General features: G+C 72.6%; 21 protein-coding genes. 13 read left to right on the plus strand and 8 right to left on the minus strand.

All coding sequences use genetic code 11. From position 1 onward, the window contains the following. The first annotated feature begins 87 nt into the window (after positions 1–87). The 11 genes from AB0F89_RS18355 to AB0F89_RS18405 all read left to right on the plus strand — a co-directional run bounded on the left by AB0F89_RS18355 (position 88) and on the right by AB0F89_RS18405 (position 10324). Complete coding sequence (locus AB0F89_RS18355) at positions 88–564, plus strand: Rieske (2Fe-2S) protein (RefSeq protein WP_367137765.1); 477 nt, start codon at positions 88–90, stop codon at positions 562–564. 115 nt (positions 565–679) lie between these two features. Then, positions 680–2638 carry an excinuclease ABC subunit UvrC gene (gene uvrC, locus AB0F89_RS18360; RefSeq protein WP_367137766.1) on the plus strand — a complete coding sequence of 653 codons (1959 nt, stop codon included), beginning with the start codon at positions 680–682 and terminating at the stop codon, positions 2636–2638. Continuing rightward, positions 2635–3522 carry an RNase adapter RapZ gene (gene rapZ / locus AB0F89_RS18365; protein ID WP_367137768.1) on the plus strand — a complete coding sequence of 296 codons (888 nt, stop codon included), beginning with the start codon at positions 2635–2637 and terminating at the stop codon, positions 3520–3522. The genes uvrC and rapZ overlap by 4 nt, the downstream gene beginning before the upstream one ends. Continuing rightward, positions 3519–4550 (plus strand): uridine diphosphate-N-acetylglucosamine-binding protein YvcK, encoded by a 1032-nt coding sequence (gene yvcK, locus AB0F89_RS18370; RefSeq protein WP_367137770.1) that lies wholly within the window; start codon positions 3519–3521, stop codon positions 4548–4550. Before rapZ ends, yvcK begins: the two co-directional genes overlap by 4 nt. Beyond that, on the plus strand, positions 4541–5527 hold the full coding sequence (gene whiA / locus AB0F89_RS18375) for a DNA-binding protein WhiA (RefSeq protein WP_367137772.1): 987 nt from the start codon (positions 4541–4543) through the stop codon (positions 5525–5527). Before yvcK ends, whiA begins: the two co-directional genes overlap by 10 nt. 74 nt (positions 5528–5601) lie before the next feature. Beyond that, complete coding sequence (locus tag AB0F89_RS18380; RefSeq protein ID WP_367137774.1) at positions 5602–6390, plus strand: class I SAM-dependent methyltransferase; 789 nt, start codon at positions 5602–5604, stop codon at positions 6388–6390. A 212-nt stretch (positions 6391–6602) separates the two neighbouring features. Beyond that, entirely contained in the window at positions 6603–7607 is a 1005-nt protein-coding gene (gene gap, locus AB0F89_RS18385) for a type I glyceraldehyde-3-phosphate dehydrogenase (RefSeq protein ID WP_367137776.1), read from the plus strand. Positions 7608–7629: 22 nt separating this feature from the next. After that, a complete protein-coding gene (pgk, locus tag AB0F89_RS18390) occupies positions 7630–8793 on the plus strand; it encodes a phosphoglycerate kinase (RefSeq protein ID WP_367137778.1) in 1164 nt (387 codons plus the stop codon). Then, entirely contained in the window at positions 8793–9581 is a 789-nt protein-coding gene (gene tpiA / locus AB0F89_RS18395; RefSeq protein WP_367137780.1) for a triose-phosphate isomerase, read from the plus strand. Before pgk ends, tpiA begins: the two co-directional genes overlap by 1 nt. A gap of 90 nt (positions 9582–9671) precedes the next feature. Further along, positions 9672–9905, plus strand: coding sequence for a preprotein translocase subunit SecG (secG, locus tag AB0F89_RS18400; protein WP_106620004.1), 234 nt, complete (start codon positions 9672–9674; stop codon positions 9903–9905). A gap of 74 nt (positions 9906–9979) precedes the next feature. Then, entirely contained in the window at positions 9980–10324 is a 345-nt protein-coding gene (locus tag AB0F89_RS18405; RefSeq protein ID WP_015103628.1) for an RNA polymerase-binding protein RbpA, read from the plus strand. A gap of 109 nt (positions 10325–10433) precedes the next feature. On the opposite strand, the gene AB0F89_RS18410 is transcribed toward AB0F89_RS18405, so the two are convergent. Beyond that, a complete protein-coding gene (locus AB0F89_RS18410; RefSeq protein ID WP_367137782.1) occupies positions 10434–11312 on the minus strand; it encodes a hypothetical protein in 879 nt (292 codons plus the stop codon). 82 nt (positions 11313–11394) lie between these two features. On the opposite strand from AB0F89_RS18410, the gene AB0F89_RS18415 reads away from it, so the two are divergent. Next, a complete protein-coding gene (locus tag AB0F89_RS18415) occupies positions 11395–12210 on the plus strand; it encodes a hypothetical protein (protein ID WP_367137784.1) in 816 nt (271 codons plus the stop codon). Continuing rightward, on the plus strand, positions 12207–13928 hold the full coding sequence (locus tag AB0F89_RS18420) for a serine/threonine-protein kinase (RefSeq protein WP_367137786.1): 1722 nt from the start codon (positions 12207–12209) through the stop codon (positions 13926–13928). The genes AB0F89_RS18415 and AB0F89_RS18420 overlap by 4 nt, the downstream gene beginning before the upstream one ends. A gap of 808 nt (positions 13929–14736) precedes the next feature. Here AB0F89_RS18420 and AB0F89_RS18425 read toward each other — a convergent pair. The 7 genes from AB0F89_RS18425 to tkt all read right to left on the minus strand — a co-directional run bounded on the left by AB0F89_RS18425 (position 14737) and on the right by tkt (position 24683). Further along, positions 14737–16002, minus strand: a complete 1266-nt coding sequence (locus AB0F89_RS18425) for a sensor histidine kinase (protein WP_367137788.1) — start codon at positions 16000–16002, stop codon at positions 14737–14739. 228 nt (positions 16003–16230) lie between these two features. Further along, positions 16231–16998, minus strand: coding sequence for a 6-phosphogluconolactonase (gene pgl, locus AB0F89_RS18430; protein WP_367137790.1), 768 nt, complete (start codon positions 16996–16998; stop codon positions 16231–16233). Further along, positions 16995–18266, minus strand: a complete 1272-nt coding sequence (gene opcA, locus AB0F89_RS18435) for a glucose-6-phosphate dehydrogenase assembly protein OpcA (protein WP_367137791.1) — start codon at positions 18264–18266, stop codon at positions 16995–16997. The genes pgl and opcA overlap by 4 nt, the downstream gene beginning before the upstream one ends. Next, positions 18263–19753 carry a glucose-6-phosphate dehydrogenase gene (gene zwf / locus AB0F89_RS18440; RefSeq protein WP_367138918.1) on the minus strand — a complete coding sequence of 497 codons (1491 nt, stop codon included), beginning with the start codon at positions 19751–19753 and terminating at the stop codon, positions 18263–18265. Before zwf ends, opcA begins: the two co-directional genes overlap by 4 nt. 47 nt (positions 19754–19800) lie before the next feature. Next, positions 19801–21417 carry a glucose-6-phosphate isomerase gene (locus AB0F89_RS18445; protein ID WP_367137793.1) on the minus strand — a complete coding sequence of 539 codons (1617 nt, stop codon included), beginning with the start codon at positions 21415–21417 and terminating at the stop codon, positions 19801–19803. 15 nt (positions 21418–21432) lie between these two features. Then, positions 21433–22545 (minus strand): transaldolase, encoded by a 1113-nt coding sequence (tal, locus tag AB0F89_RS18450; protein ID WP_367137795.1) that lies wholly within the window; start codon positions 22543–22545, stop codon positions 21433–21435. 44 nt (positions 22546–22589) lie between these two features. Beyond that, positions 22590–24683 (minus strand): transketolase, encoded by a 2094-nt coding sequence (gene tkt / locus AB0F89_RS18455; protein ID WP_367137797.1) that lies wholly within the window; start codon positions 24681–24683, stop codon positions 22590–22592. Positions 24684–24765 lie beyond the last annotated feature (82 nt).

The raw sequence follows: 24765 nt of genomic DNA on the forward strand, positions 1-24765 counted from the left end.
GAACTGTTTGAACCCCCGCTTCACGTCGTGTCGTATTGCCTGTGTGGCCGAACGACCATCCCACCACGACGTAGCGGAGGACTTGCTGTGAGTTCCGTGGAGAAGACAGGGCTGTCCCGTCGCTCGGTGCTGTGCGGCGTGCTGGTCGCGCTGGCGGTGCCGGGCGGCCTGGCCGCGTGCAGCAGCGGCTCGACGCCGAGCGGCGCCGGCACCGGCACCGCGCCCGCCGGGGGCACCCCGACGGGCGGCGGCACCGCGACGAACGGCACGGCGTCCATCGCCGCGTTCGCCGACGTGCCCGACGGCGGCGGCCTGATCGCCGGCAACCCGGCCACCAGCAAGCCGCTGGTGCTGGTGCGCACCGGCGACGCCATCAAGGCCTACGACGCCAGTTGCCCGCACCAGGGCACCGCCGTCTCGCCGCCCGAGAACGGCGTCATCACGTGCCCGAACCACGGCAGCACGTTCGACGCCGCCGACGGCGCCGTGACCAAGGGCCCGGCCACCAAGGGCCTGGCCGAGGTCCCGGTGAAGGTGGAGGCCGGCCAGGTGGTGCTGGCCTGAGCGGACACCCGGCCGGGCCGCCCCCCGGCCGGGGGACCTGCCGCGGGACCCCGCGCGCGTCCCCGACCGGTCGGCCTTGGACAGGTCTGTCGGTGGGCGCACGTACCCTCTACCCGTGGCCGACCCGTCGACCTATCGCCCCGCGACAGGCACCATCCCCGAAGCCCCCGGCGTCTACAAGTTCCGCGACGCCGGCGGCCGCGTGGTGTACGTCGGCAAGGCCAAGAGCCTGCGCCAGCGCCTGAACTCCTACTTCGCCGACATCACCGGCCTGCACCCCCGCACCCGGCAGATGGTCACCACCGCCGCGAGCGTCGAGTGGACCGTCGTCGGCACCGAGGTCGAGGCGCTGCAGCTGGAGTACAACTGGATCAAGGAGTTCGACCCGCGCTTCAACGTCCGCTACCGCGACGACAAGTCCTACCCGGTCCTCGCCGTGACGCTGAACGAGGAGTTCCCCCGCCTGCACGTCTACCGCGGCCCGCGCCGCAAGGGCGTCCGCTACTTCGGCCCCTACGCGCACGCCTGGGCGATCCGCGAGACGCTGGACCTGCTCCTGCGGGTCTTCCCGGCGCGCACCTGCTCGGCGGGCGTGTTCAAGCGGCACGGCCAGATCGGCAGGCCGTGCCTGCTCGGCTACATCGACAAGTGCTCCGCGCCCTGCGTCGGCCGGGTCGGCCCGGACGAGCACCGCGACATCGTCGAGGACTTCTGCGACTTCCTGGCCGGCCGCACCGACTCGATGGTCCGCCGCCTCGAACGCGAGATGACGGCCGCCGCCGAGGAGCTGGAGTTCGAGAAGGCCGCCCGCCTGCGGGACGACCAGGCCGCGCTCAAGCGCGCCCTGGAGAAGCAGTCCGTGGTCCTCGGCGACGGCACGGACGCCGACGTGGTCGCGTTCGCGCAGGACGACCTGGAGGTGTCGGTCCAGGTCTTCCACGTGCGCGGCGGCCGGGTGCGCGGTCAGCGCGGCTGGGTGGTCGACAAGGTCGACGACGGCGGCGTGACCGGCCTGGTCGACCAGTTCGTCACCCAGTTCTACGGCGAGCAGGCCGAGTCGGCGCTGGCCAGTGGCGTGGAGTCGGCGCCGGTGCCGCGCGAGGTGCTGGTGCCCGAGCTGCCCGACGACGCGGCGGCGGTGGAGAAGTGGCTGTCGGACCTGCGCGGCGGCCGGGTGGCGCTGCGGGTGCCGCAGCGCGGCGACAAGCGGGCGCTGATGGAGACGGTGGAGCGCAACGCCAAGGAGGCGTTCCAGCAGCACAAGCTGCGCCGCGCGGGCGACCTGACGGCCCGGTCGGCGGCGCTGCAGGAGCTGCAGGAGGCGCTGGGCCTGGACACCGCGCCGCTGCGCATCGAGTGCACCGACATCAGCCACGTCCAGGGCACCGACGTGGTGGCGTCGCTGGTCGTGTTCGAGGACGGCCTGGCCCGCAAGTCCGAGTACCGCCGCTTCGCCGTCCGCGAGGGCGCCGAGCAGGGCGACGTCGGCTCGATCGCCGAGGTCGTCCGGCGGCGGTTCCAGGCGTTCCTGCGGGACAACAAGGACGTCAAGGCGGGTCCGACGCCCGGCATCGACCCGGAGACGGGCAAGCCGCGCCGGTTCGCCTACGCGCCGAACCTGCTGGTCGTGGACGGCGGCGCGGCGCAGGCGCAGGTAGCCTCCGACGTCTTGGCCGAGCTGGGCATCACCGACGTCGCGGTGGTCGGCCTGGCGAAGCGGCTGGAGGAGGTCTGGGTGCCAGGCGAGCCGGACCCGGTCATCCTGCCCCGCACCAGCGAGGCCCTGTACCTGCTGCAGCGGGTGCGCGACGAGGCGCACCGGTTCGCCATCGCCTACCACCGGCAGAAGCGGTCCAAGCGGATGACGACGTCCGCGCTGGACGAGGTGCCGGGCCTGGGCCAGACCCGCAGGACCGCGTTGCTCAAGCACTTCGGCTCGTTGAAGAAGCTGCGCGAGGCGAGCATCGAGGAGATCAGCGTCGTGCCCGGGGTGGGCAGGCGCACCGCCGAGGCCGTGCTGGCGGCGCTGGGCGCGGCGGAGCCGGTAACCGAAGATCGACAGGAGCAGAAGTGAGCGCACCGGCCGGCGAGAAGTCCGGCATCGAAGTCGCGGTGGTGACCGGCCTGTCCGGGGCGGGCCGCAGCACGGCCGCGAAGTGCTTGGAAGACCTCGGCTGGTTCGTGGTGGACAACCTGCCGCCCGAGCTGATCGCGACCATGGTGGAGCTCGGCGCGCAGGCCAGGGGCGCCATCACCAGGGTCGCGGTGGTGATGGACGTGCGCAGCCGCGCGTTCACCGAGGACCTGGCGGCGGTCATCAAGGACCTGGACGCGCGCGGCTACAAGCCGAAGGTGCTGTTCCTGGAGGCCACCGACGACGTGCTGATCCGCCGGTTCGAGTCGGTCCGGCGCGGCCACCCGCTGCAGGCGGACGGCAGGCTCGCCGACGGCATCGAGGCCGAGCGGGTCCTGCTCACGCCGCTGCGCGAGGAGGCCGACCTGGTGCTCGACACCTCGGCGCTGTCCGTGCACCAGCTGCGCGCCAAGATCGAGGACACGTTCGGCACCGAGTCGGCGACCCGCACCAGGGTCACCGTGCTGTCGTTCGGCTACAAGTACGGCCTGCCGATGGACGCCGACCTGGTGATGGACGTGCGGTTCCTGCCGAACCCGTTCTGGATCCCCGAGCTGCGCGAGCAGACCGGCCTGGACGGCGACGTGCGCAACTACGTGCTCACCCAGGAGGGCGCGGACGAGTTCCTGGACCGCTACCACGAGCTGCTGCGGCTCATCGGCGCCGGCTACCGGCGCGAGGGCAAGCGGTACCTGACGCTGGCGGTCGGCTGCACCGGCGGCAAGCACCGCAGCGTCGCCATCTCCGAGGAGCTGGCGGGCAGGCTGGCCAGCGAGGACGGCATGGCGGTCAAGGTCGTCCACCGGGACCTGGGACGCGAGTGAGCCTCGCAGCGGTCGCGCTGGGCGGCGGGCACGGGCTGCACGCCACGCTCACCGCCCTGCGCCGGGTGACCGACGACGTGACGGCCGTGGTGACGGTCGCCGACGACGGCGGCTCGTCGGGGCGCCTGCGCCGCGAGCTGGGCCTGCTGCCACCCGGCGACCTGCGCAAGGCGATGGTGGCGCTGGCCGGCGAGGACCCGGCGAACGCCCTGTGGTCGACGCTGTTCCAGCACCGGTTCGGCGGCACCGGCGCGCTCGCCGGGCACGCCGTCGGCAACCTGGTGCTGGCGGGCCTGCTGGAGCAGCTGGGCGACCCGGTCGCGGTGCTGGAGGCGGCCGGGCGGCTGCTCGGCGTGCGCGGCCGGGTGCTGCCGATGTGCACCGAACCGCTGTCCATCGAGGCCGAGGTGACCGGCCTGGACGACGACGCCGACGTGGTGCGCCGCATCCGCGGCCAGGTCGCGATCGCCACCACGCCGGGCCGGGTGCAGCGCATCCGGCTGCACGGCCCGGGCGGCCCCGGCGAGGCCCCCCGGGGCTGCGCGCAGGCCGTCGAGGCGGTCCTCGCGGCGGACGTGGTGCTGCTCGGACCCGGCTCCTGGTTCACCAGCGTGCTGCCGCACCTGCTCGTGCCCGAGCTGCACGACGCGCTGGTCCGCACGTCCGCGCGCAAGGTCGTGGTGCTCAACCTCGTCCCCCAACCGGGGGAAACCGACGGCTTCTCGCCGGAGCTGCACCTCGACGTGCTGTGCGAGCACGCGCCCGAGCTGCGGGTGGACGCGGTGATCGCCGACGTCGACGCGGTGCCGGTGCCGGACCGGCTGCGCCGGGCCGCCGCAGCTCTCGGCGCTGCCGCGCACCTCGCGCCGATCGCGGTGGCGGGCGCGCCGGACCGGCACGACCCGGTCGCGCTGGCGCTGGGCATCACGCGGGCGTTGGCCGGCCCTGCTGACGGGACCGGCGGGGCGTCGAGTACAACCCTCCAGGAAGACCGGACGACCAGGGGAGGCGAGGCGCCGTGGCGATGACGTCGGCGGTGAAGGACGAGCTGAGCAGGCTGGCCGTCGCCAAGACCTGCTGCCGCCGTGCGGAGGTCGCCTCCCTCCTGCGGTTCGCGGGCGGGCTGCACATCGTCGGCGGCCGGGTGGTCGTCGAGGCCGAGCTGGACCTGGGCTCCACGGCGCGGCGGCTGCGGCGGGAGATCCACGAGCTGTACGGGCACCAGTCCGACGTGTTCACCATCACCTCCAGCGGCCTGCGCAAGGGCACCCGGTTCGTGGTGCGCGTGGTCAAGGACGGCGAGGGCCTGGCCAGGCAGACGGGCCTGCTGGACCCGCGCGGCCGGCCCGTGCGCGGCCTGCCCGCGCCGGTCGTGTCGGGCGGGGTGTGCGACGCCGAGGCGGCGTGGCGCGGCGCGTTCCTGGCGCACGGCTCGCTGACCGAGCCCGGCCGGTCCTCCTCGATGGAGGTGACCTGCCCCGGGCCGGAGGCGGCGCTGGCGCTGGTCGGCGCGGCCCGGCGGATGGGCATCGGCTCCAAGTCGCGCGAGGTGCGCGGCGCGGAGCGGGTGGTGATAAGGGACGGCGACGCGATCGGCGCCATGCTGACCAGGCTCGGCGCGCACGACAGCGTGCTGGCCTGGGAGGAGCGCCGGATGCGCCGCGAGGTGCGGGCGACGGCGAACCGGCTGGCCAACTTCGACGACGCGAACCTGCGCCGCTCGGCCCGCGCGGCGGTGGCCGCCGCGGCCAGGGTGCAGCGCGCGCTGGAGATCCTGGGCCCCGAGGCGCCCGACCACCTGGCCGCGGCGGGCGCGCTGCGGCTGGCGCACCGCCAGGCGTCGCTGGAGGAGCTGGGCCAGCTGTCCGAGCCGCAGATGACGAAGGACGCCGTGGCGGGCCGCATCCGCCGCCTGCTGGCGATGGCCGACAAGCGCGCCAAGGAACTGGGCCTGCCCGACACCGAGTCCGCCGTCACCGCCGACATGCTCGACGCCGAGGTCTGACGGCCCCGGCGTCCAGGGGCCGGGGGAGCGCGAACCGCTCGTGCGCGCGGGCCCCGCGCGCGTACCGTGCCGCCATGCCGGACGAGGACACCGCGGCGCGCGGCTTCTACGACGGGCTCGCCGAGCGCTACCACCTGCTCTACGCCGACTGGGAAGCCTCGGTCGGCCGCCAGGGCGCGGCCCTCGACGGGGTGCTGCGCCGCGCGCTGGGCCCCGGCCCGAAGGACGTGCTGGACTGCGCGTGCGGCATCGGCACCCAGGCCCTCGGCCTGGCCGCGCTCGGCCACCGGGTCGTCGCCACCGACCTCAGCCCCGCCGCCGCGGCCCGCGCCTCCCGCGAGGCGCGCACCCGCGGCCTGCGGCTGACCACCGCCGCGGCCGACATGCGGTCCCTGCCGGTGCGGGCGGGCCGCTTCGACGCCGTGGTGTGCGCGGACAACTCGCTGCCGCACCTGCTGACCGCCGACGACGTGCGCGCCGCCCTGGCGTCCATGCGGCGCGCGCTCGCGCCCGGCGGCCTGCTGGTCGTCACCACCCGCCCCTACGACGACCTGCTCGCCACCCGCCCGACCGCCACCCCCGCGCACCCCACGACCGGTCCCGCCGGCCGCGCGGTGAGCTTCCAGCTGTGGCACTGGGACGACGACGGCGAGCACTACGACCTGGAGCTGTTCCAGCTCACCGCGAGCGGGGCGGCGTGGACCGCCGACGTCCGCCGGGCCCGGTACTGGGCGCTGGGCCGCGACCGGCTCGCCGGGTTCGCCGCCGACGCCGGGTTCACCGGCGCCACGTGGCACGAGCCGGCCGACACCGGCTTCTTCCAACCGCTGCTCACCGCGAGCAACCCCGATCCGTCCGAGTGACGGCCACACCCATCGGACAGCCGAACGACCGAAAGTTGTTACTTAGAGGTAACAACGCTGACAAGCTGGATTTTCTTGTTCGATAAAGAGATCCTGGAGGTGCGAGTGACCAGGGCCGCAACGTGGCGGCTAGGCTGACTGCGGCTGCCTGGTCAGCCCCATGACTGCACGCCCCTGGCGGAGAACGCCAGTCGAGTACGAGGAGACTCACCGTGACGGTTCGCGTAGGTGTCAATGGTTTCGGCCGCATCGGTCGCAACTTCTGGCGCGCCGTTCAGGCCAGCGGGCACGACATCGAGATCGTCGCCTTCAACGACCTCGGTGACGTCAACACCATGGCCCACCTGCTCAAGTACGACTCCATCCTCGGCCGCCTCGACGGTGAGGTGACCGTGACCGACGAGGGCATCGCGGTCGACGGCAAGGTCATCAAGGCCCTGGCCGAGCGCGACCCCGGCAAGCTGCCCTGGAAGGACCTCGGCGTCGACGTCGTCGTCGAGTCGACCGGCTTCTTCACCGACGCCTCGGCCGCGCGCAAGCACGTGGACGAGGGCGGCGCCAAGAAGGTCATCATCTCCGCGCCGGCCAAGGGCGAGGACCTCACCGTGGTGCTGGGCGCGAACGACGACCAGTACGACGGCTCGCAGACCGTCATCTCCAACGCCTCGTGCACCACCAACTGCCTGGCCCCGCTGGCCAAGGTGCTGCACGACAGCTTCACCATCGAGCGTGGCCTCATGACCACGATCCACGCCTACACCCAGGACCAGAACCTCCAGGACGCGCCGCACAAGGACCTGCGCCGCGCCCGGGCCGCCGCGCTCAACATCGTGCCCACCAGCACCGGCGCCGCGAAGGCCATCGGCCTGGTCCTGCCCGAGCTGAAGGGCAAGCTCGACGGCTACGCCCTGCGCGTGCCCGTGCCCACCGGCTCGGCCACCGACCTCACCGTCACCGTCGGCCGCGACGTCACCGTGGACGAGGTCAACGCCGCCTACAAGGCCGCCGCCGACGGCCCGCTCAAGGGCTACCTGCGCTACAACACCGACCCGATCGTGTCGGCCGACATCGTCACCGACCCGGCGTCGTGCATCTACGACGCGCCGCTGACCAAGGTCATCGGCAACCAGGTCAAGGTCGTCGGCTGGTACGACAACGAGTGGGGCTACTCCAACCGCCTCGCCGACCTGGTCAACCTCGTCGCCGGCAAGCTCTGAGCCAAGAGGCGGATCACTCGCTGTGAAGACTCTCGACGACCTGCTCAGCGAGGGTGTCTCGGGTCGGCGCGTCCTGGTGCGCGCCGACCTGAACGTCCCCCTCGACGGCGACCGGATCACCGACGACGGCCGCGTCCGCGCGTCGGTCCCGACGATCAAGGCGCTCGTGGACGCGGGCGCCCGCGTCCTGGTCGCCGCCCACCTGGGCCGCCCCAAGGGCGAGCCCGACCCCAAGTTCTCCCTCGCCCCCGTCGCCACGCGGCTCGGCGAGCTGCTCGGCCGACCGGTCGAGATCGGCACGGAGGCCGCCGGCGACGGCACCGTCGTGCTGCTGGAGAACATCCGCTTCGACGCCCGCGAGACCAGCAAGGACGACGCCGAGCGCGCCGCCCTCGCCGACGAGCTGGCCGCCAAGGCCGACGCGTTCGTCTCCGACGGCTTCGGCGTCGTGCACCGCAAGCAGGCGTCCGTCTACGACGTCGCGAAGAAGCTCCCGCACTACGCGGGCGGCCTCGTGCTGGCCGAGGTCGAGGTGCTGCGCAAGCTCACCCACGACCTCCAGCGCCCCTACGTCGTCGTCCTCGGCGGCGCGAAGGTGTCCGACAAGCTCGGCGTCATCGCGAACCTGCTGACCAAGGTCGACCGGCTCCTCATCGGCGGCGGCATGGCCTACACCTTCCTCAAGGCCCAGGGCCACGAGGTCGGCGGCTCGCTGCTCCAGGAGGACCAGCTCGACCAGGTCCGCGGCTTCCTCGCCGAGGCCGAGGAGCGCGGCGTCGAACTGGTGCTCCCGGTCGACGTGCTCGCCGCCACCGACTTCGCGGCCGACGCCGAGCACGAGGTCGTGGCCACCGACGCCATCCCCGCCGACCGGCAGGGCCTGGACATCGGCCCGAAGACCCGCGAGCTGTTCGCGAGCAAGCTCGCCGACGCCAAGACCGTCTTCTGGAACGGCCCGATGGGCGTGTTCGAGTTCGAGGCGTTCTCCGGCGGCACCCGCGCGGTGGCCGAAGCGCTGGTCAAGAGCGACGCGTTCACCGTCGTCGGCGGCGGCGACTCGGCCGCGGCCGTGCGCGCCCTCGGCCTGCCCGAGGACGGGTTCTCGCACATCTCCACCGGCGGTGGGGCGTCCCTGGAGTACCTGGAGGGCAAGGAACTGCCCGGCGTGTCTGTGTTGGAGGCGTGATGGCCCAGCGTCAGCCCCTCATCGCGGGCAACTGGAAAATGAACCTCAACCACCTCGAGGCCATCGCCCTGGTGCAGAAGATCGCCTTCTCCCTCCCGGAGAAGTACTTCGCCAAGGTCGAGGTGGCGGTGCTGCCGCCGTTCGTCGACATCCGGTCCGTCCAGACCCTGGTCGACGGCGACAAGCTCAAGCTCAAGTACGGCGCCCAGGACCTCTCGCCGCACGACTCCGGCGCCTACACCGGCGACATCTCCGGCGTGATGCTCGCCAAGCTCGGCTGCTCCTACGTCACCGTGGGCCACTCCGAGCGCCGCGAGTACCACGGCGAGGACGACGCCACGGTCAACAAGAAGGTCAAGGCGGCGCTCAAGCACGGCGTCACCCCGATCTTCTGCCTCGGCGAGCAGCTGCAGGTCCGCGAGGCCGGCGGCCACGTCGAGCACTGCACCGACCAGCTCGTCGCGGGCCTCGAGGGCCTCACCGCCGAGCAGGTCCGCGACGTCGTCATCGCCTACGAGCCCGTGTGGGCCATCGGCACCGGCAAGGTCGCCTCGTCGGCCGACGCCCAGGAGGTCTGCGGCGTCCTGCGGGTCAAGCTCGCCGAGCTGTACGGCGAGGACGTCGCTTCGGCCGTTCGAGTGCTTTACGGCGGCTCGGTCAAGTCCGGCAACATCGCCGAGTTGATCGCCCAGAAGGACGTCGACGGCGCCCTTGTGGGAGGTGCGAGCCTGGATGCGGACGAGTTCGCGAAGCTCTGCGCACTCGCCGCCGGTGGACCTCTACCCTGAAGTGACTGACCCGCGCTCACCCCTCGGTGGTCCACGGTCGGCAGTCAACCGGGTACTCTGTGGCGTCACCTGCCTGACAGCGAGGAAGAAATGATCCTGTTCCTTCAGATCCTGCTGATCGTCTCCAGCCTGCTGCTCATCCTGCTCGTGCTGCTGCACCGCGGGCGCGGCGGCGGTCTGTCCTCGCTGTTCGGCGGCGGTATGCAGTCCAGCCTGTCCGGTTCCAGCGTGGTGGAGAAGAACCTCGACCGACTGACGTTGTTCGTCGGCGCCGTCTGGGTCATCGCCATCGTTGGTGTCGGGCTGTTGATGAAGGTCAACTGACACAGGTCGGCGGGCGCCGACGGCGTCGGCCGACGCGGACACAGGGAATCCACGTGGTGGGGGTGTGAGGGTCGATGGCTGGTGGTAACGCGATTCGCGGTACCCGCGTCGGCGCAGGCCCGATGGGCGAATCGGAGCGCGGCGAGTCCGCGCCCCGACGTCGGGTGTCGTACTGGTGCGCGAACGCGCACGAGTCCCGGCCGTCGTTCGCGGTCGAAGCCGAGATCCCGGAGAACTGGGACTGCCCCCGGTGCGGTCTGCCGGCCGGGCGCGACGAGCAGGCACCCCCTGCTCCGCCGCGCAACGAGCCGTACAAGACCCACCTGGCGTACGTGAAGGAGCGCCGCTCCGACGCGGACGGCGAGGCGATCCTCGAAGAGGCGCTGACCAAGCTGCGCAAGCAGCGCGAAGAGCCCTAGCCGGGCGACAACGGCACGACGGCCCCCGCGGGAACCTCCGCGGGGGCCGTCGTCGCATCACGTCGTCGCACCGACCCCGTCCTCGACCTCGTCGTCGCACCCCGGCCGCTCAGTCCGACCGGGTGAACAGGCCCGCGAACAGCCGCCGCACCAGGACCGCCCCCACCAGCAGGAAGAACACCAGCACCACCAGCGTCGACGTCGTGCCGCCGGTCGAACTGGTCAACGCCACGTCCACGCTGCCCACCAGCACCACACCGCAGTCCGCGCGGATCACGTGCCGCCCCGGCTGGATCGTGGTGAACTCCACCCTGGTGCTGAACGTGCCCGACCCGTCCGCCTTCGCCGTCCCGACCGCCTCGCCCAGCGAGCTGAGCCGCACCGGCGAACCGGGCTCGCACCCCGTCCCGGTCGCGGTCAGCGGATCGCCCGGCTGGATGTTGTCCTTGTCCAGGGTCAACGCCCCGTCACCGTCGAACGGCGCCGTCGTCGTCACCGCCGGCGGGGCGGAGCTGCCGGTCGTCGTGGTGGTCGTGGCCGTCGTGGTGGTCGTCGTCGTGGTGGTCGTGGTGACCGGCGGACGCGTGGTCGTCGTCGTCACCGGCGGGGGAGCGGTCGTCGTCGTGACCGGCGGCGCGGTGGTCGTCGTCGTGGGCGTCGGCGTCACCGTGAAACCGTCCGACGGGGTCGACGTCGACGCGCACTGCGGGCGGACCGTGACCCGGTGCCCACCCACACCCGCGTCCGACGGCGCCTTCCCCGAACCCGACCCCGACCCGCGCCCCGTGTGCCGACCGCTGCCGACCACCTGCCTGCCGTCCCACACCAGCTGCACGGTGTAGTTCTGGCAGTCCGGGTCCAGGTACACACCGGACCAGCTCACCGAGAACGTCGTCCCGGCCGGACCCGAATCCGGGCTCACGGTGGCCACGCCCTGCTGCTGCGCCGACACCGGCGCCGCCACAAGGGCCGTAACGCCATAGGCCACGGCACCGAGTAGAGCTAGTGTTCCAGCCGATCGCATACAGACTCCCGGATACCCGTCCGCCGACCCACCATGAGGTGCCCCTGTGAGACGCATTATGAGCAGCGTCGGTTCACTGCTCCTGTGCGGGATCTTCCTCGGCGTCGCACCGGCCGACGCCGCGGGGGACGCGGTCACCATCAACGCCACAGTGGACGGCACCCCGGTCGGCTCGGGCGAACTGCTGCTCGACCCGTCCGCGTCCTCCCGCATCTCCGTCACCGTCCACAACGGAACGGACGCGGTCCTGCACGTCAAGACCATCCGGCTGGCCGGCACGGCGCTGGCGCTGACGTTCTTCTCCTACGACACCACCGTGCCGTTCGACGTGCCCGCCAAGCAGAGCGTCACCCGCGGCTTCGTCCTCGACCTCGGCCAGCTCGGCACGCAGGCCACCGGCCTGCTGCCCACCGAGCTGGAAGTCCTCGACACCAACCGCGACCCGATCGCGGCCATCGCCACCACCGGCGACGTCCGCGGCTCGGTGTGGTCGGTGTACGGGGTGTTCGGGCTCGCGGTGTTCGGCCTGACCGTGCTCGCCTGGACCGGCGCCCTGATCGCCCTGGCCCGCCGCCGACTGCCCGCCAACCGGTGGCAGCGGGCCATGCGGTTCCTGCCCGCCGGCGTCGGCACCGGGCTCGTCGCGGTCATCTCGCTGTCCGTGCTGCGGATCATGGCCCCCGCGCCGGCCGCCGAGATCCCGTTCATCCTCGGCGCGGCCGCGGCGGCGTTCGCCCTGGGCTACCTGACCCCGCACCCCGACTCGACCCTGGACCCACCCTTGGATCCGCCCGCTGATCCGCCGTTCGACCCGGAGAGCACCCAGCGCATCACCCGGCCGCTGCCCGGCGGTGTCGCGTGACGGTGTCGGCGAACGTCGTCGCGGCACTACCGCAGTACGAGATCGGCGCCGAGGTCGGGCGCGGCGGGATGGGGGTCGTGTACGCGGCCGTGCACCGGCCGCTGGGGCGGGCGGTGGCGGTGAAGCGGCTGCCGGGCGTGCTGGCGTCCGACGAGCGGATGAGCGCCCGGTTCGCGCACGAGGCGCGGCTGCTGGCGCGGCTCGACCACCCGCACATCGTGCCCGTGTACGACTACGTGCAGGACCGCGGCGAGCACCTGCTGGTGATGGAAAAGCTCGACGGTGGCACGGTGTGGTCGAAGTTCACCGGTCCAGGCGTCACACCCGCCCAATCGTGTGCTCTGGGGCTGGCGATGCTGTCCGGCCTCCACGCCGCGCACGGCGCCGGGGTGCTGCACCTGGACGTGAAGCCGAAGAACCTGCTGTTCACGTCCGGCGGGGTGCTGAAGGTCGCCGACTTCGGGATCTCGCAGGTGGTCAGCGAGGGTGCGACGCTGGTGACGCACGGTGGCCAGGTGCTCGGGACACCCGCGTACCTGTCACCCGAACAGGCCCTGGGCAACCCCCTCAGCCCCGCCGCCGACGTCTACGGCGCCGCGACCGTGCTGTACGAACTGCTGAGCGGCCGCCTGCCGTTCGACAGCGGCGGCGGCGCCCTGGCGATGATCCAGCGCCACGTGTACCAGCAACCGCGCCCCCTGGTCGAAGTCCCACCCCCGCTCGCGCGGGTGGTGATGCGCGGCCTGGAACGCGACCCCGCGGCGAGGTACCGCAACGCCGAGACCTTCGCCGTCGACCTGGCCACCGCCGCCACCGAGGTCTTCGGCCGGGACTGGCTCCTGCGCCTGCGCACCCCGGTCCACCTGACCCCCCAAGTAGCCGCCGCCACCCACCCCGCCACCACCTACGCCACTGCCGCCACCCACCCCACCGGCTCCCACCCTCCCTCCACCTCTCCCTCACTCCGCGAAACCCTCAACCACCCCGTCCGCGCAACCCTCGCCGACACCGACACCCCACCGACCCCCGCCCACCTGGGCGCCGCCCCCCTGATCCCCGCCGCCCAAATCCTCACCCCACCGAAACCGGCACGCTGGTTCGCCCTGGCAGCGGCCCTGACCGGCGCCCTGATGCTGGCCACCCCGTTCACCGCCCCGACCCGCTCCCTGCCACCGCTCACCGCCGACCTGAGCAAACCGGTGACCATCGGCACCGGCAACCCCACCACTGCCCGCCTGACCGTGACGGCGGCCGGCATCACCCTGGCCGACGTCCCCGCCACACCCCCGTCCCCCGCCGAGGCCACCCCCACCTCCCCGCTGACCTTCGAACTCCCCGGCGCCAGCCGCTGGATCGTGGGAGGTGCAGCGGTGGCCACGGTGACGACCGGCGGCGAGTCGCAGGACTACTCCCTCCAGCCGACCACCAACCCGATGGTCAGCATCATGGGCGCGGGGAGCGCGGTGCTGCTGCTGTTCGCACTCGCGTACCTGGAGTCGATCCTGCGATCCCTGCGCCGACACCGCCGCCCCGCAGGTCCCACCGCAATCCTCAGCGCCGCCCCGCTGGGGTTCGCGCTCGGCGTGGCGGTGTGGCTCCTGCCGTCCGTGCTGCTGCGCCACACCCCCGACCTGTGGCCGGCACTGGTCTGCGGCGCACTGGGCTCGGCCGCCGCCGTGTGCACGGCCATCGCCACCGGCCGGTCCGCTCTCCGCTGAGCGGCGATTCTCCCGCTGGACGCTCGGCGGTCGCCGACGCTCGTGACCGCCGCAGTTCACCGGGCGACGGGACGCGATAGGACGCGACGGGGGCGATCCTGCGGGCGGTCTGGCTGCCGAGAGCCCTGCCGCCGAGTTTGGCTGCCGAGAGCTTGACCGCCTAGGGCCCGGTCGCCGACTACCTCGCCGCTGCGCTGAGAATCTTGCCCATCGCCGACTGCCTATCCGCTTGAAGCCTGCCTACCTGCCTACCTGCCTACCTGCCTACCTGCCTACCTGCCCAAGCTTGGTCGCTGGCTGCTTAGCCGCCCGAGTCCCGGCCGCCGACTGCCTGCCTGCTCGAAGCCTGGCCGCTGGCTGGCTGCCTGGCCGCTGGCTACCCAGCCACTCGGAGCCTGGCCGCTGACAGCCTGGTCCCCGACTGCCTGGCTGCCGAAGCCTGACCGAGGCGGCGGGAGGTCGGGCGGTAGGCCGCTCGCCGGTGGACTGACTGTCGATGCTCCGGCTACCAGCGGGCCGAGTGGGTGGCGGTTGGCAGGTGGCGGGTAGCTGGGTGGCGGAGGAGGCGGGTTGGGCAAGGGTGAGTGGCGGTCAGTGGCGGTGGGCGGTGGGGTAGTGGGCGGTGAGGAGTGGTGGGGTGGTGGCGGTGCGGGGTCGGGGTGGTGGTGGTGCGGGGTGGTGGGCCGGTGGGGTTGGCGGGTGGGTTGGTCGGGCGGTCCTCGTTGTTTCAACCGACGTTCGAGGTCGAGAATAACAGTGTTTCCTGGGCAAGTTCGGTGATGATCACTCGAATGAGTGACCCATGGCGTCAGTTGTCCATGGGTCTGACCAGGGGGAACGTCACGCGCACCGAGAATCCGCCGTCGTCCGTGGGCCCGGCCTCCAGCTCACCGTTCAACAGCGCCGCCCGCTCCCGCAGCCCCACCAACCCGTGCCCCCCGCTGGGCAGCGCCCCGCAGTCGTGCGACCCCTCCGGGCGGTCGTTGCGGATCTCCACGGACAACCGGTCGACCTCCGACACCACCCGCACGGTCGTCGGAGCGCCGCACGCGTGCTTGCGCACGTTCGTCAAAGCCTCCTGCACCGTCCGGTACACCGCGCCCGACACCGGCGCGGGCAGGTCGGCGACCTGGCCCTGCACGCTCAACGTCGCCGGAATCCCCGCGGAACTCACCAGTTGGGGCAGGTCCTCGACCCGGGGTTGCGGCGAGTCGTCACCGCTGGTGGTCCGCAGCACGCTCACCAACTGCCGCAGCTCGTCCAACGTCCGCGTGCTCAGCATCCGGATCGTCCCGGCCACCTGCCTCGCGTTCGGGTCGGCCGCCGCCACGCGCAGGGCGCCCGCCTGCATCGCGATCAAGCTCACCTGGTGCGACACGACGTCGTGCATCTCCCGCGCCAACCTGGCCCGCTCGTCCGACCGCACCGCGTGCGCGTGCAGCATCCGCTCCCGCTCCCGGCTCGCCGCCAGCTCGGCGATCCGCGCCGACAACTCCTCCCGCGCGTGCGCCAGCAACCCGATCGCGATCGGCATCCCCGCGACGATGCACCCGTAGATCGCGTTGTGCACGTGCGTCTTCCAGTCCAGCGCCACGAACTCGTCCGGCGGCCACACGAAGAACCGGCTCAGCCACACCAGCCCGGCCCCGACGTAGGTCTGCGCCGACAGCAGCTTCCGCCGCGCCAACGTCCCCAGCGCGATCATCGCCGCCAGCTGCGCCCACCCGGCCAGGAACCCGGGCACGGCGATCAGCACCACCAGGAACGGGAACCGGCGGCGCAGGGCGACGGCGGCCACCGAGATGATCGACAGCACGTAGTTGTACCGCTCGGCCTCGGGCACGACCCGCAGCCACACGTCCAGCGCCGCGATCCCGACGGCCGCCACGTCGAACGCCAGCTGCCGGTGCCGCCCCAGCCACCGCCCGAGCACCCCGAGGAAGGCAGCACGCCGCACCCGTTCGGGCGGGACGCCGTTGACCCGACCGCTCGGCAGCCTCTCGACAGCGTTGCCGGCCAGGGTCGGACCTCCTGTGTCAGCTATCCGCCGGTCCTCACCGTACTGCGCTGTCATCGCGCTTGGCATGACCCGCCTCTCCGCCCCCGACCGTCCTCGATCGACCCGCTCACCCTTCGAGATGCTGTGATTACCCGATCGGAACGCCCGGCAGCGGACAAAATTGCGAGCGCGAACGTCCGGTGAGCGGACACCGTGGCCGGGGTCAGACTTTGAGTGCCGCACATCACGCCGCTGCCGCCGTGCCCGAGGGGCGACGGCGGCAGCGGGTGGAGCAGTGGGGGCTCAGTCCGATGGCGGGGTGAACAGGTCCGGCGCCTCCGCCGCGGCGGCCGAGTCGAGCAGCCACAGGGTGCGCTGCCGACCGAGGGCGCCCGCGGCGGGCAGGTCGACCTCGTCCGCTCCGGTGAGGCCGGTGGCGACGGCCCCGGCCTTCGCCGAGCCGGTGGTCATCAGCCACACCTCGCGCGCCGCGCGGATCGCGGGCAGGGTGAGGCTGACCCGCGTCGGCGGCGGCTTGGGGCAGTCGCGCACGGCCACGACCGCGCGCTCCCGCTCCCGGACGGCCGGCGACGCCGGGAAGATCGAGGCCACGTGCCCCTCCTCCCCGACGCCGAGCAGGCACACGTCGAACGACGGCGCGGAACCGCCGCCGGCCGCGAGCAGTTCGGCGGCGTACGCCTCGGCGGCGGCCTCCGGGTCGTCACCGAACCGCCCGTCGGACGGCTCCACGACGTGCACGCGCGCCGCCGGCACCGGGACGTGGTCCAGGAACGCCTCGCGCGCCTGCGTCTCGTTGCGGTCCGGGTGCCCGGCGGGCAGGAACCGCTCGTCGCCCCAGTACAGGTCGACCCGGCTCCAGTCCACCGCGTCCCGGGCGGGCGTGTCGCGCAGGTGCCGCAGCACCGCCGCGCCGGTCCGGCCGCCGGTCAGCACCAGCGACGCCGAACCGCGCTCGTGCTGCGCGTCCACCAGCCCGGTGACCAGGCGGGCGGCCGCGGCGGCGGCCAGCAGGTCGCCGTCGCGGTGCACCACCACCTCGGGACGGCTCACGAACCCGCCTTCGTCTTGGACTTGGCCTGCTTCGGGGCCTTGGCCACAGCCTTGGCCGCGGGCTTCTCGGCGGCAGCCGAGGCGGGCTTGGCGGCAGCGGGCTTGGCGGCAGCGGGCTTGGCGGCAGCGGGCTTCGAGGCGGCGGGCTTCGAAGCGGCAGGCGCGGAGGACGCGTCGGCAGCGGCCGGGGTGTCGGCCTTCACGGCGCCCTCGGACTTCGCCTTGGCGGTTCCGGTTCCGGTTCCGGCCGAGGACTTGCGGGCCGTGGCGGGCTTGCGCGAAGCCGCGGAAGCCGCAACAGGCGCGGCAGGCGCCGCCGCGGCGGCCTTGGCCGGCTTCGGCGTGGTCCGACCGCGCACGACCTTGCCGAGCGACCGCAACGCCGTCTCGTACACCTCGTCCGGGTCCAGCCGGCGCAGCTCCTCGGCCAGGCAGTCCCGCACCTGGCGCCGCTGCAGCGCGACCCGCCGCTCCGGCTGGCCGGGCTGGGTCAGCGCGCCGACCTTCCCGTCCGGCCGCGACAGCTCCACCACACCGGACCGGCGCTCCAGCCGCACGTCGACGATGCCCTCGCCGCGCGCCGCCTTCGCCCGCCTCACCGGCACCCGCAGGCACCCGGCGAGCCAGGCGGCCAGCAGGTCGGTCGACGGCGAGTCGCTCTCCCCGCTCACCTCGGCCTCGGTGACCTTCTCGTGCGGCGGCAGGTCGAACGCCGACGCGAGCATCGCCCGCCACAGCGTCAACCGGGTCCACGCCAGGTCGGTGTCGCCGGGCGTATAGCCGGCGCGCCGCTGCTCCAGCGCCTTGATCGGGTTCTTCTCGGCCGCCGCGTCGGTGATCCGGCGCTGCGCGAGCTGCCCGATCGGGTCCTGCGCGGGCACGGCGGGCGCCTCGTTCGGCCACCACGCCACCACCGGGGTGTCCGGCAGCAGCAGCGGCACGACGCAGGAGGCGCCCTCGTTGGCCAGCTCGCCGTACAGCCGCAGCACGATGACCTCGGACGCGCCCGCGTCACCGCCGACGCGGATCTGCGCGTCCAGCCGGGGGGCGGCCTTGCGCGCGCCGCGCGCCACCACGATCACCCGGCACGGGTGCTCGCGGCTGGCGTCGTTGGCCGCGTCGATGGCCTCCTCGGTCTTGGTGCCGTCGTCGGTCACGATGACCAGCGTCAGCACCCGGCCGAGGGTGACCGCGCCGCCCTCCTCGCGCAGCCGCACGAGCTTGCTGTTGACCTGCGACGTGGTGGTCGAGGGCAGGTCGATGATCACGGACGCCTCCAGTGCCTGCCGGTGCGGGCCAGCATCTCGTCCGCCGACGCCGGCCCCCAGGTGCCTGCCTTGTACTTCTCCGGCGCGCCGGTGGCGCCCCAGTGCGCGAGGACCGGGTCCAGGATCTCCCAGGACAGCTCGACCTCGTCGTTCTTCGGGAACAGCGACGGCTCGCCGAGCAGCACGTCCAGCAGCAGCCGCTCGTAGGCCTCCGGGGACGACTCGGTGAACGCGTGCCCGTACCCGAAGTCCATCGTGACGTCGCGGACCTCCATGGTGTTGCCGGGCACCTTGGAGCCGAACCGGATGGTCACGCCCTCGTCCGGCTGCACCCGCACCACCAGGGCGTTCTGCCCCAGCTCCTCGGTCGCGGTGTCGTCGAACGGCAGGTGCGGCGCGCGCTTGAACACCACGGCCACCTCGGTGACGCGGCGGCCGAGGCGCTTGCCGGTGCGCAGGTAGAACGGCACACCGGCCCAGCGCCGGGTGTTCACCTCGCAGGTGATGGCCGCGTAGGTCTCGGTGACCGAGTCCTTGGCGAACCCGCCCTCCTCCACCAGGCCGGGCACCTTCTGCCCGCCCTGCCAGCCGCCGGTGTACTGGCCGCGCGCGGTGGTCCCGTCGAACGGCCCGACCGGGCGCGTCGCGGACAGCACCTTCACCTTCTCCGCGCGCAGGTCGCTCGGCCGGAACGACACCGGCTCCTCCATCGCGGTCAGCGCGAGCAGCTGGAGCAGGTGGTTCTGGATCACGTCGCGGGCCGCGCCGATGCCGTCGTAGTACCCCGCGCGACCGCCGAGGCCGATGTCCTCGGCCATGGTGATCTGCACGTGGTCGACGTAGTTGGCGTTCCAGATGGGCTCGTAGAGCTGGTTGGCGAAGCGCAGCGCCAGGATGTTCTGCACCGTCTCCTTGCCGAGGTAGTGGTCGATGCGGAACACCGACTCCTCGGGGAAGACGTCGTTGACGGTCTTGTTGAGCTGCTTGGCGCTGGCCAGGTCGTGGCCGAACGGCTTCTCGATGACCACCCGGCGCCACTGGTCGGGGCTGTCGGTGGGCGGCGTGGCCAGGCCCGCGCGCTTGAGCTGGTTGACCACCGTGGTGAACGCGCTGGGCGGCACCGACAGGTAGAACGCGTGGTTGCCGCCGGTGCCGCGGTCGCGGTCCAGGTCGGACAGCGTCGCGGCGAGCGTGTCGAACGCGGCGTCGTCGTCGAACGTGCCCTGCACGAACCGGATGCCCTCGGCGAGCTGGTCCCAGACCTCGGACCGGAACGGCGTGCGCGCGTGCTCCTTGACGGCGTCGTGCACGACCTTCATGAAGTCCTGGTCGGCCCAGTCGCGGCGGGCGAAGCCGACGAGCGCGAAGCCCGGCGGCAGCAGGCCGCGGTTGGCCAGGTCGTAGATCGCGGGCATGAGCTTCTTGCGGGACAGGTCGCCGGTCACGCCGAAGATCACCAGGCCGGACGGCCCGGCGATCCGCGGCATCCGCTTGTCCCGCGGGTCGCGCAGCGGGTTGCGCTTGGCGGGAGCGCTCACGAGCCGTCCTCCTGGATCGCTTCCACGAGCTGCGCGAGCCCGGCGACGCGGTCGGTCAGGTGCAGCCGCAGCACCGGCCGGCCGTGCTCGGCGAGCACCTGGCCGTCGCCCAGCGCCTGCGCCGTCTGCAGCGTGCTGAGGTCGTACGGCCGGCCCGGCACCTCCAGGTGCGTCTCGGACGCGCCGGTGAGCTGCAGGAAAACGCCGTTCTGGTGACCGCCCTTGTGGTACTGGCCGGTCGAGTGCAGGAACCGCGGTCCCCACCCGTACGTGGTCTGCAGGTGCGTCCGCTGCGCCAGCTCCGGGCGGACCAGCGCGAACGACGCGTCGTCCAGCCGGTCCAGGTACGCCTGCACGGACAGGTAGCCGTGCTCGGGAGCGGCGGCGACGAGCGCCCGCAGCGCCTCGGTGACCGTCTTCACGTCCGCCGGCAGCCAGCCCTCGCTCGGGTGGACCTCGATCGGACCGTCCACGAAGGCCGGTTCGGCCGACGACGCGGCGGGGGAGTCCAGCAGGGACCGGGCCGCCTTCTTCGCCGCCTCGACGTCGGGCTGGTCGAACGGGTTGATCTCCAGCACCCGGCTGACGAGCGCGGTCGCGTACTCCCAGACCAGGAACTGCGCGCCGAGCGAGCCCTCGACCGAGAGCGTGGACGAGCCGGTGGCCGGTCCGATCGCGACGGTGGTGGCGTCCGAGCGGGCGTCCACGAAACCGGGCGCGCCGGGACCCTCGACCACCACCGGCAGCAGGCCGGTGCCGTTCTTGCCGGTCGACTCGGCGATCAGCTGCTCGGCCCAGTCGCCGAACCCGGCGATGCCGGAGCCGGTGTCGGCGAACACGATCTTCTCCGCGCCGTGCGCGTGCGCCACCGCGAACGTGGCGGCCAGCACGACCGCCGGGTTGTCCGGCGAGTCGGCCGACACCAGCGGCGCGGCGGCCGCGGCCTCGTCCAGCAGCCGGCCGACGTCCGCGCCGGCCAGGCCCGAGGGCACCAGGCCGAACGCGGTGAGCGCCGAGTACCGGCCGCCGACGTGCGGGTCGGCCAGGAACACCCTGCGGTAGCCCGCTTCCCGCGACGCCGCCTCCAGCGGCGAGCCCGGGTCGGTCACCACGACGATCCGCGACGCCGCGTCGATCCCGGCGGCCTCGAACGCGGCCTCGAAGATCCGCCGGTGGCTGTCGGTCTCGACGGTGCCGCCCGACTTGGACGACACCACCACGACGGTGCGCTCCAGGTCGCCCGCCAGCGCGTCGGCGACCTGGCCGGGGTCGGTGGTGTCGAGCACGACCAGCGGGACGCCGGCCGTGCCCGTGATCACCTCGGGCGCGAGCGACGAGCCGCCCATGCCGGCGAGGACCACCCGGTCCACGCCCTCGGCCAGCAGCTCGCCGCGTAGCGCGGTGATCTCCGCGACCAGCGGGCGGGACGTCTCGTGCAACGTCGTCCACGCCAGGCGGATCGACGCCTCCGACTCCGCCCCGGCGCCCCACAGGGTGGCGTCACCGGCGGTGAGCCTGCTCGGAGCCGAGTCGCGGACCAGGTCGCCGACGACGATGTCGACCTGGTCCTGGTTCGGCGTGCGGACGATCTCCACGGAGATCACCTCGGTCATCTTCAGTACCCGTCCTCAGCCCTTGGCCTGGTTCAGCTGTCCGGTCACCGTCTCGAGCAGTTCGGCCCACGACTTCTCGAACTTGTCGACGCCCTCGGTCTCCAGCGCGACGAACACGTCGTCCAGGTCGATGCCGACCTCGACCAGCCCGTCGAAGACCTCCTGCGCCCGCGCGGCCCGCCCGCTGACGGTGTCACCCTCGATCCTGCCGTGGTCGGCGACCGCGTGCAGGGTCTTCTCCGGCATCGTGTTGACCGTGCCGGCCACCACGAGCTGGTCCACGTACCGGGTGTCGGAGTACTGCGGGTCCTTCACACCGGTGGACGCCCACAGCGGGCGCTGCGCGCGGGCGCCGTCGGCGGCCAGCGCCTCCCAGCGCTCGCCCTTGAACGTCTCCTCGTACGCGGCGTAGGCCAGCACGGCGTTCGCGATGGCCGCCTTGCCGCGCAGCTCCGCCGCGGCCGGGGTGCCCAGCGCGTCCAGCCGCTTGTCGATCTCGCTGTCCACCCGGGACACGAAGAACGACGCCACGGAGTGGATGCCGTGCAGGTCGTGCCCGTTGGCCTTGGCCTGCTCCAGGCCCGTGACGAACGCCTCCATCACGTGCCGGTAGCGCTCGACGGAGAAGATCAGCGTCACGTTCACGCTGATGCCCTCGGCGAGCACCCGGGTGATCGCGGGCAGGCCCTCGACCGTGGCCGGGATCTTGACCAGCAGGTTCGGCCGGTCCACGGCCTTGGCCAGGTCCAGCGCCTCGGCGACGGTGGCCTCGGTGTCGTTGGCCAGCCGCGGGTCGACCTCGATCGACACCCGGCCGTCGACGCCGTCGGTGGCGGTGTAGAGGTCGCGGAACAGGTCGCACGCGTGGCGCACGTCCGAGGTGGTGATCTCGCGGACCGCCGTGTCGGTGTCCGCGCCGCGCGCGACCAGCTCGCGCACCTGCTCGTCGTACGCGGCGCCCTTGGCCAGGGCGGCGGCGAAGATGGTCGGGTTGGTGGTCACGCCGACGACGTGCTGGTCGGTGATCAGGCCGGCCAGGTTGCCGGTGTTCAGCCGCTCGCGGGACAGGTCGTCCAGCCAGATCGACACGCCCGCGTCGCTGAGCTCGGCCAGCGGATTGGTGCTCATCTCGTCAACTCCCGTGCAGTCTGTGTGGGATTGGGCCGGTCCGGTCACTTGACCTCGGCGAGCGACCGGCGGGCCGCCGCGACGACGTTCTCCGTCGTGAACCCGAACTCCCGGAACAGCGTCTGGTAGTCCGCCGACGCGCCGAAGTGCTCGATGGAGACGATCTCGCCCGCGTCGCCCGCGAACCGGTGCCACGGCTGGGCGATGCCCGCCTCGACCACCACGCGCGCCTTCACCGACGACGGCAGCACCTGCTCCTGGTAGCCCTTGTCCTGCGCGTCGAACCACTCGACGCTCGGCATGGACACCACCCGGGTGGCGACGCCCTCGGCCTCGAGGACCTTGCGCGCCTCCACCGCGATCTGCAGCTCCGAGCCGGTCGCGATGAGGATCAGCTCCGGCTCGCCGTCGCCCTCCAGCACGTAGCCGCCGCGCGCGACGCCCTCGGTCGCCTTCTCCTTGGTGCCTTCGAGCACCGGCAGGTTCTGCCTGGTCAGGGCGATGCCCTTCGGGCCCTCGGCGTTCTCGACGATGGCCCGCCAGGCGGCGGCCGTCTCGTTCGCGTCACCCGGGCGCAGGACGGTCAGGCCGGGGATGGCGCGCAGCGCGGCCAGGTGCTCGATCGGCTGGTGCGTGGGGCCGTCCTCGCCGAGGCCGATGGAGTCGTGCGTCCACACGTAGACGACCGGGGACTTCATCAGCGCGGCCAGCCGGACCGCCGGGCGCATGTAGTCGCTGAACACCAGGAACGTGCCGCCGTACGGGCGGGTCGGGCCGTGCAGCGCGATGCCGTTGAGGATCGAGCCCATGGCGTGCTCGCGGACGCCGAAGTGCAGCGTGCGGCCGTACGGGCTGGTCTTCCACATCTTGGTGGAGATCGACTCCGGGCCGAACGACTCGACGCCCTTCATCGTGGTGTTGTTCGACTCGGCCAGGTCGGCCGAGCCGCCCCACAGCTCGGGCAGCACGTCCTTGAGCGAGTTCAGCACCTCGCCGGACGCCTTGCGGGTGGCGACGCCCTTCGGGTCCGGGTCCCACGACGGCAGCGCGTCGGCCCAGCCCTCGGGCAGCCGGTTGTTCACCAGGCGGTCCAGCAGCGCCTTGCGCTCCGGGTTCGCCTCGGCCCACGCGTCGAACGACTCCTGCCACTCCGACTTGGCCGCCTCGCCGCGCTTGACCACCGCGCGGGTGTGCTCCAGCACCTCGTCGGAGACCTCGAAGGTCTGCTCCGGGTCGAAGCCCAGGATGCGCTTGACCTCGGCGACCTCGTCCGCGCCCAGGGCCGCGCCGTGCGCCGCGCCGGTGTTCTGCTTGGTCGGGGCCGGGAAGCCGATGATCGTGCGCAGCAGGATGAACGACGGGCGCTCGGTCTCCGCCTTGGCGTTGCGCAGCGCCTCCAGGATGCCGGCGACGTTCTCGCCGCCCTCCACGACCTGCACGTGCCAGCCGTAGGCCTCGTAGCGCTTCGCGGTGTCCTCGGACAGCGCGATCGCGGTGTCGTCCTCGATGGAGATCTTGTTGTCGTCGTAGATCACCGTCAGGTTGCCCAGCTTCTGGGTGCCCGCCAGCGACGACGCCTCGGACGTCACGCCCTCCTCGATGTCGCCGTCGGAGGCGATCACGAAGATGTCGTGGTCGAACGGGCTCTGCCCGACCGGGGCGTCCGGGTCGAACAGGCCGCGCTCGCGGCGCGCGCCCATCGCCATGCCGACGGCGGAGGCCAGGCCCTGGCCCAGCGGGCCGGTGGTGATCTCCACGCCGTTGGTGTGCCGGTGCTCGGGGTGGCCGGGGGTCTTCGAGCCCCACGTGCGCAGCGCCTTGAGGTCGTCCAGCTCCAGGCCGTAGCCGTTGAGGAACAGCTGGATGTAGAGCGTCAGGCTGGAGTGGCCCGCGCTCAGCACGAACCGGTCGCGGCCGATCCAGTCGGCGTCGGCCGGGTCGTGCCGCATCACGCGCTGGAACAGCGCGTACGCCAGCGGCGCGAGGCTCATGGCGGTGCCGGGGTGGCCGTTGCCGACCTTCTGCACGGCGTCCGCGGCCAGGACGCGCGCGGTGTCGACCGCCCGCCGGTCGAGGTCGGTCCAGTCGTCGGGCAGGTGGGCTTCGGTCAACCGGGCGATGTCATCGGTGACGGACACTGACTTCCAGCTCCAAACTCACTAGGCGGCGGTTGTGACGGCCGGGTGCGAACTTAATCGATCCCGTCAGGCCCGATCCGCG

The sequence above is a fragment of the Saccharothrix sp. HUAS TT1 genome (assembly GCF_040744945.1).
Classification (GTDB): domain Bacteria; phylum Actinomycetota; class Actinomycetes; order Mycobacteriales; family Pseudonocardiaceae; genus Actinosynnema.

Coding starts and splice junctions, on each gene's coding strand:
- AB0F89_RS18380 (WP_367137774.1), top strand. CDS start 5,602: ATGCCGGACGAGGACACCGCGGCGCGCGGCTTCTACGACGGGCTCGCC.
- tpiA (WP_367137780.1), top strand. CDS start 8,793: ATGGCCCAGCGTCAGCCCCTCATCGCGGGCAACTGGAAAATGAACCTC.
- secG (WP_106620004.1), top strand. CDS start 9,672: ATGATCCTGTTCCTTCAGATCCTGCTGATCGTCTCCAGCCTGCTGCTC.
- AB0F89_RS18405 (WP_015103628.1), top strand. CDS start 9,980: ATGGCTGGTGGTAACGCGATTCGCGGTACCCGCGTCGGCGCAGGCCCG.
- AB0F89_RS18425 (WP_367137788.1), bottom strand. CDS start 16,002: ATGACAGCGCAGTACGGTGAGGACCGGCGGATAGCTGACACAGGAGGT.
- zwf (WP_367138918.1), bottom strand. CDS start 19,753: ATGCCGCGGATCGCCGGGCCGTCCGGCCTGGTGATCTTCGGCGTGACC.
- AB0F89_RS18445 (WP_367137793.1), bottom strand. CDS start 21,417: ATGACCGAGGTGATCTCCGTGGAGATCGTCCGCACGCCGAACCAGGAC.
- tal (WP_367137795.1), bottom strand. CDS start 22,545: ATGAGCACCAATCCGCTGGCCGAGCTCAGCGACGCGGGCGTGTCGATC.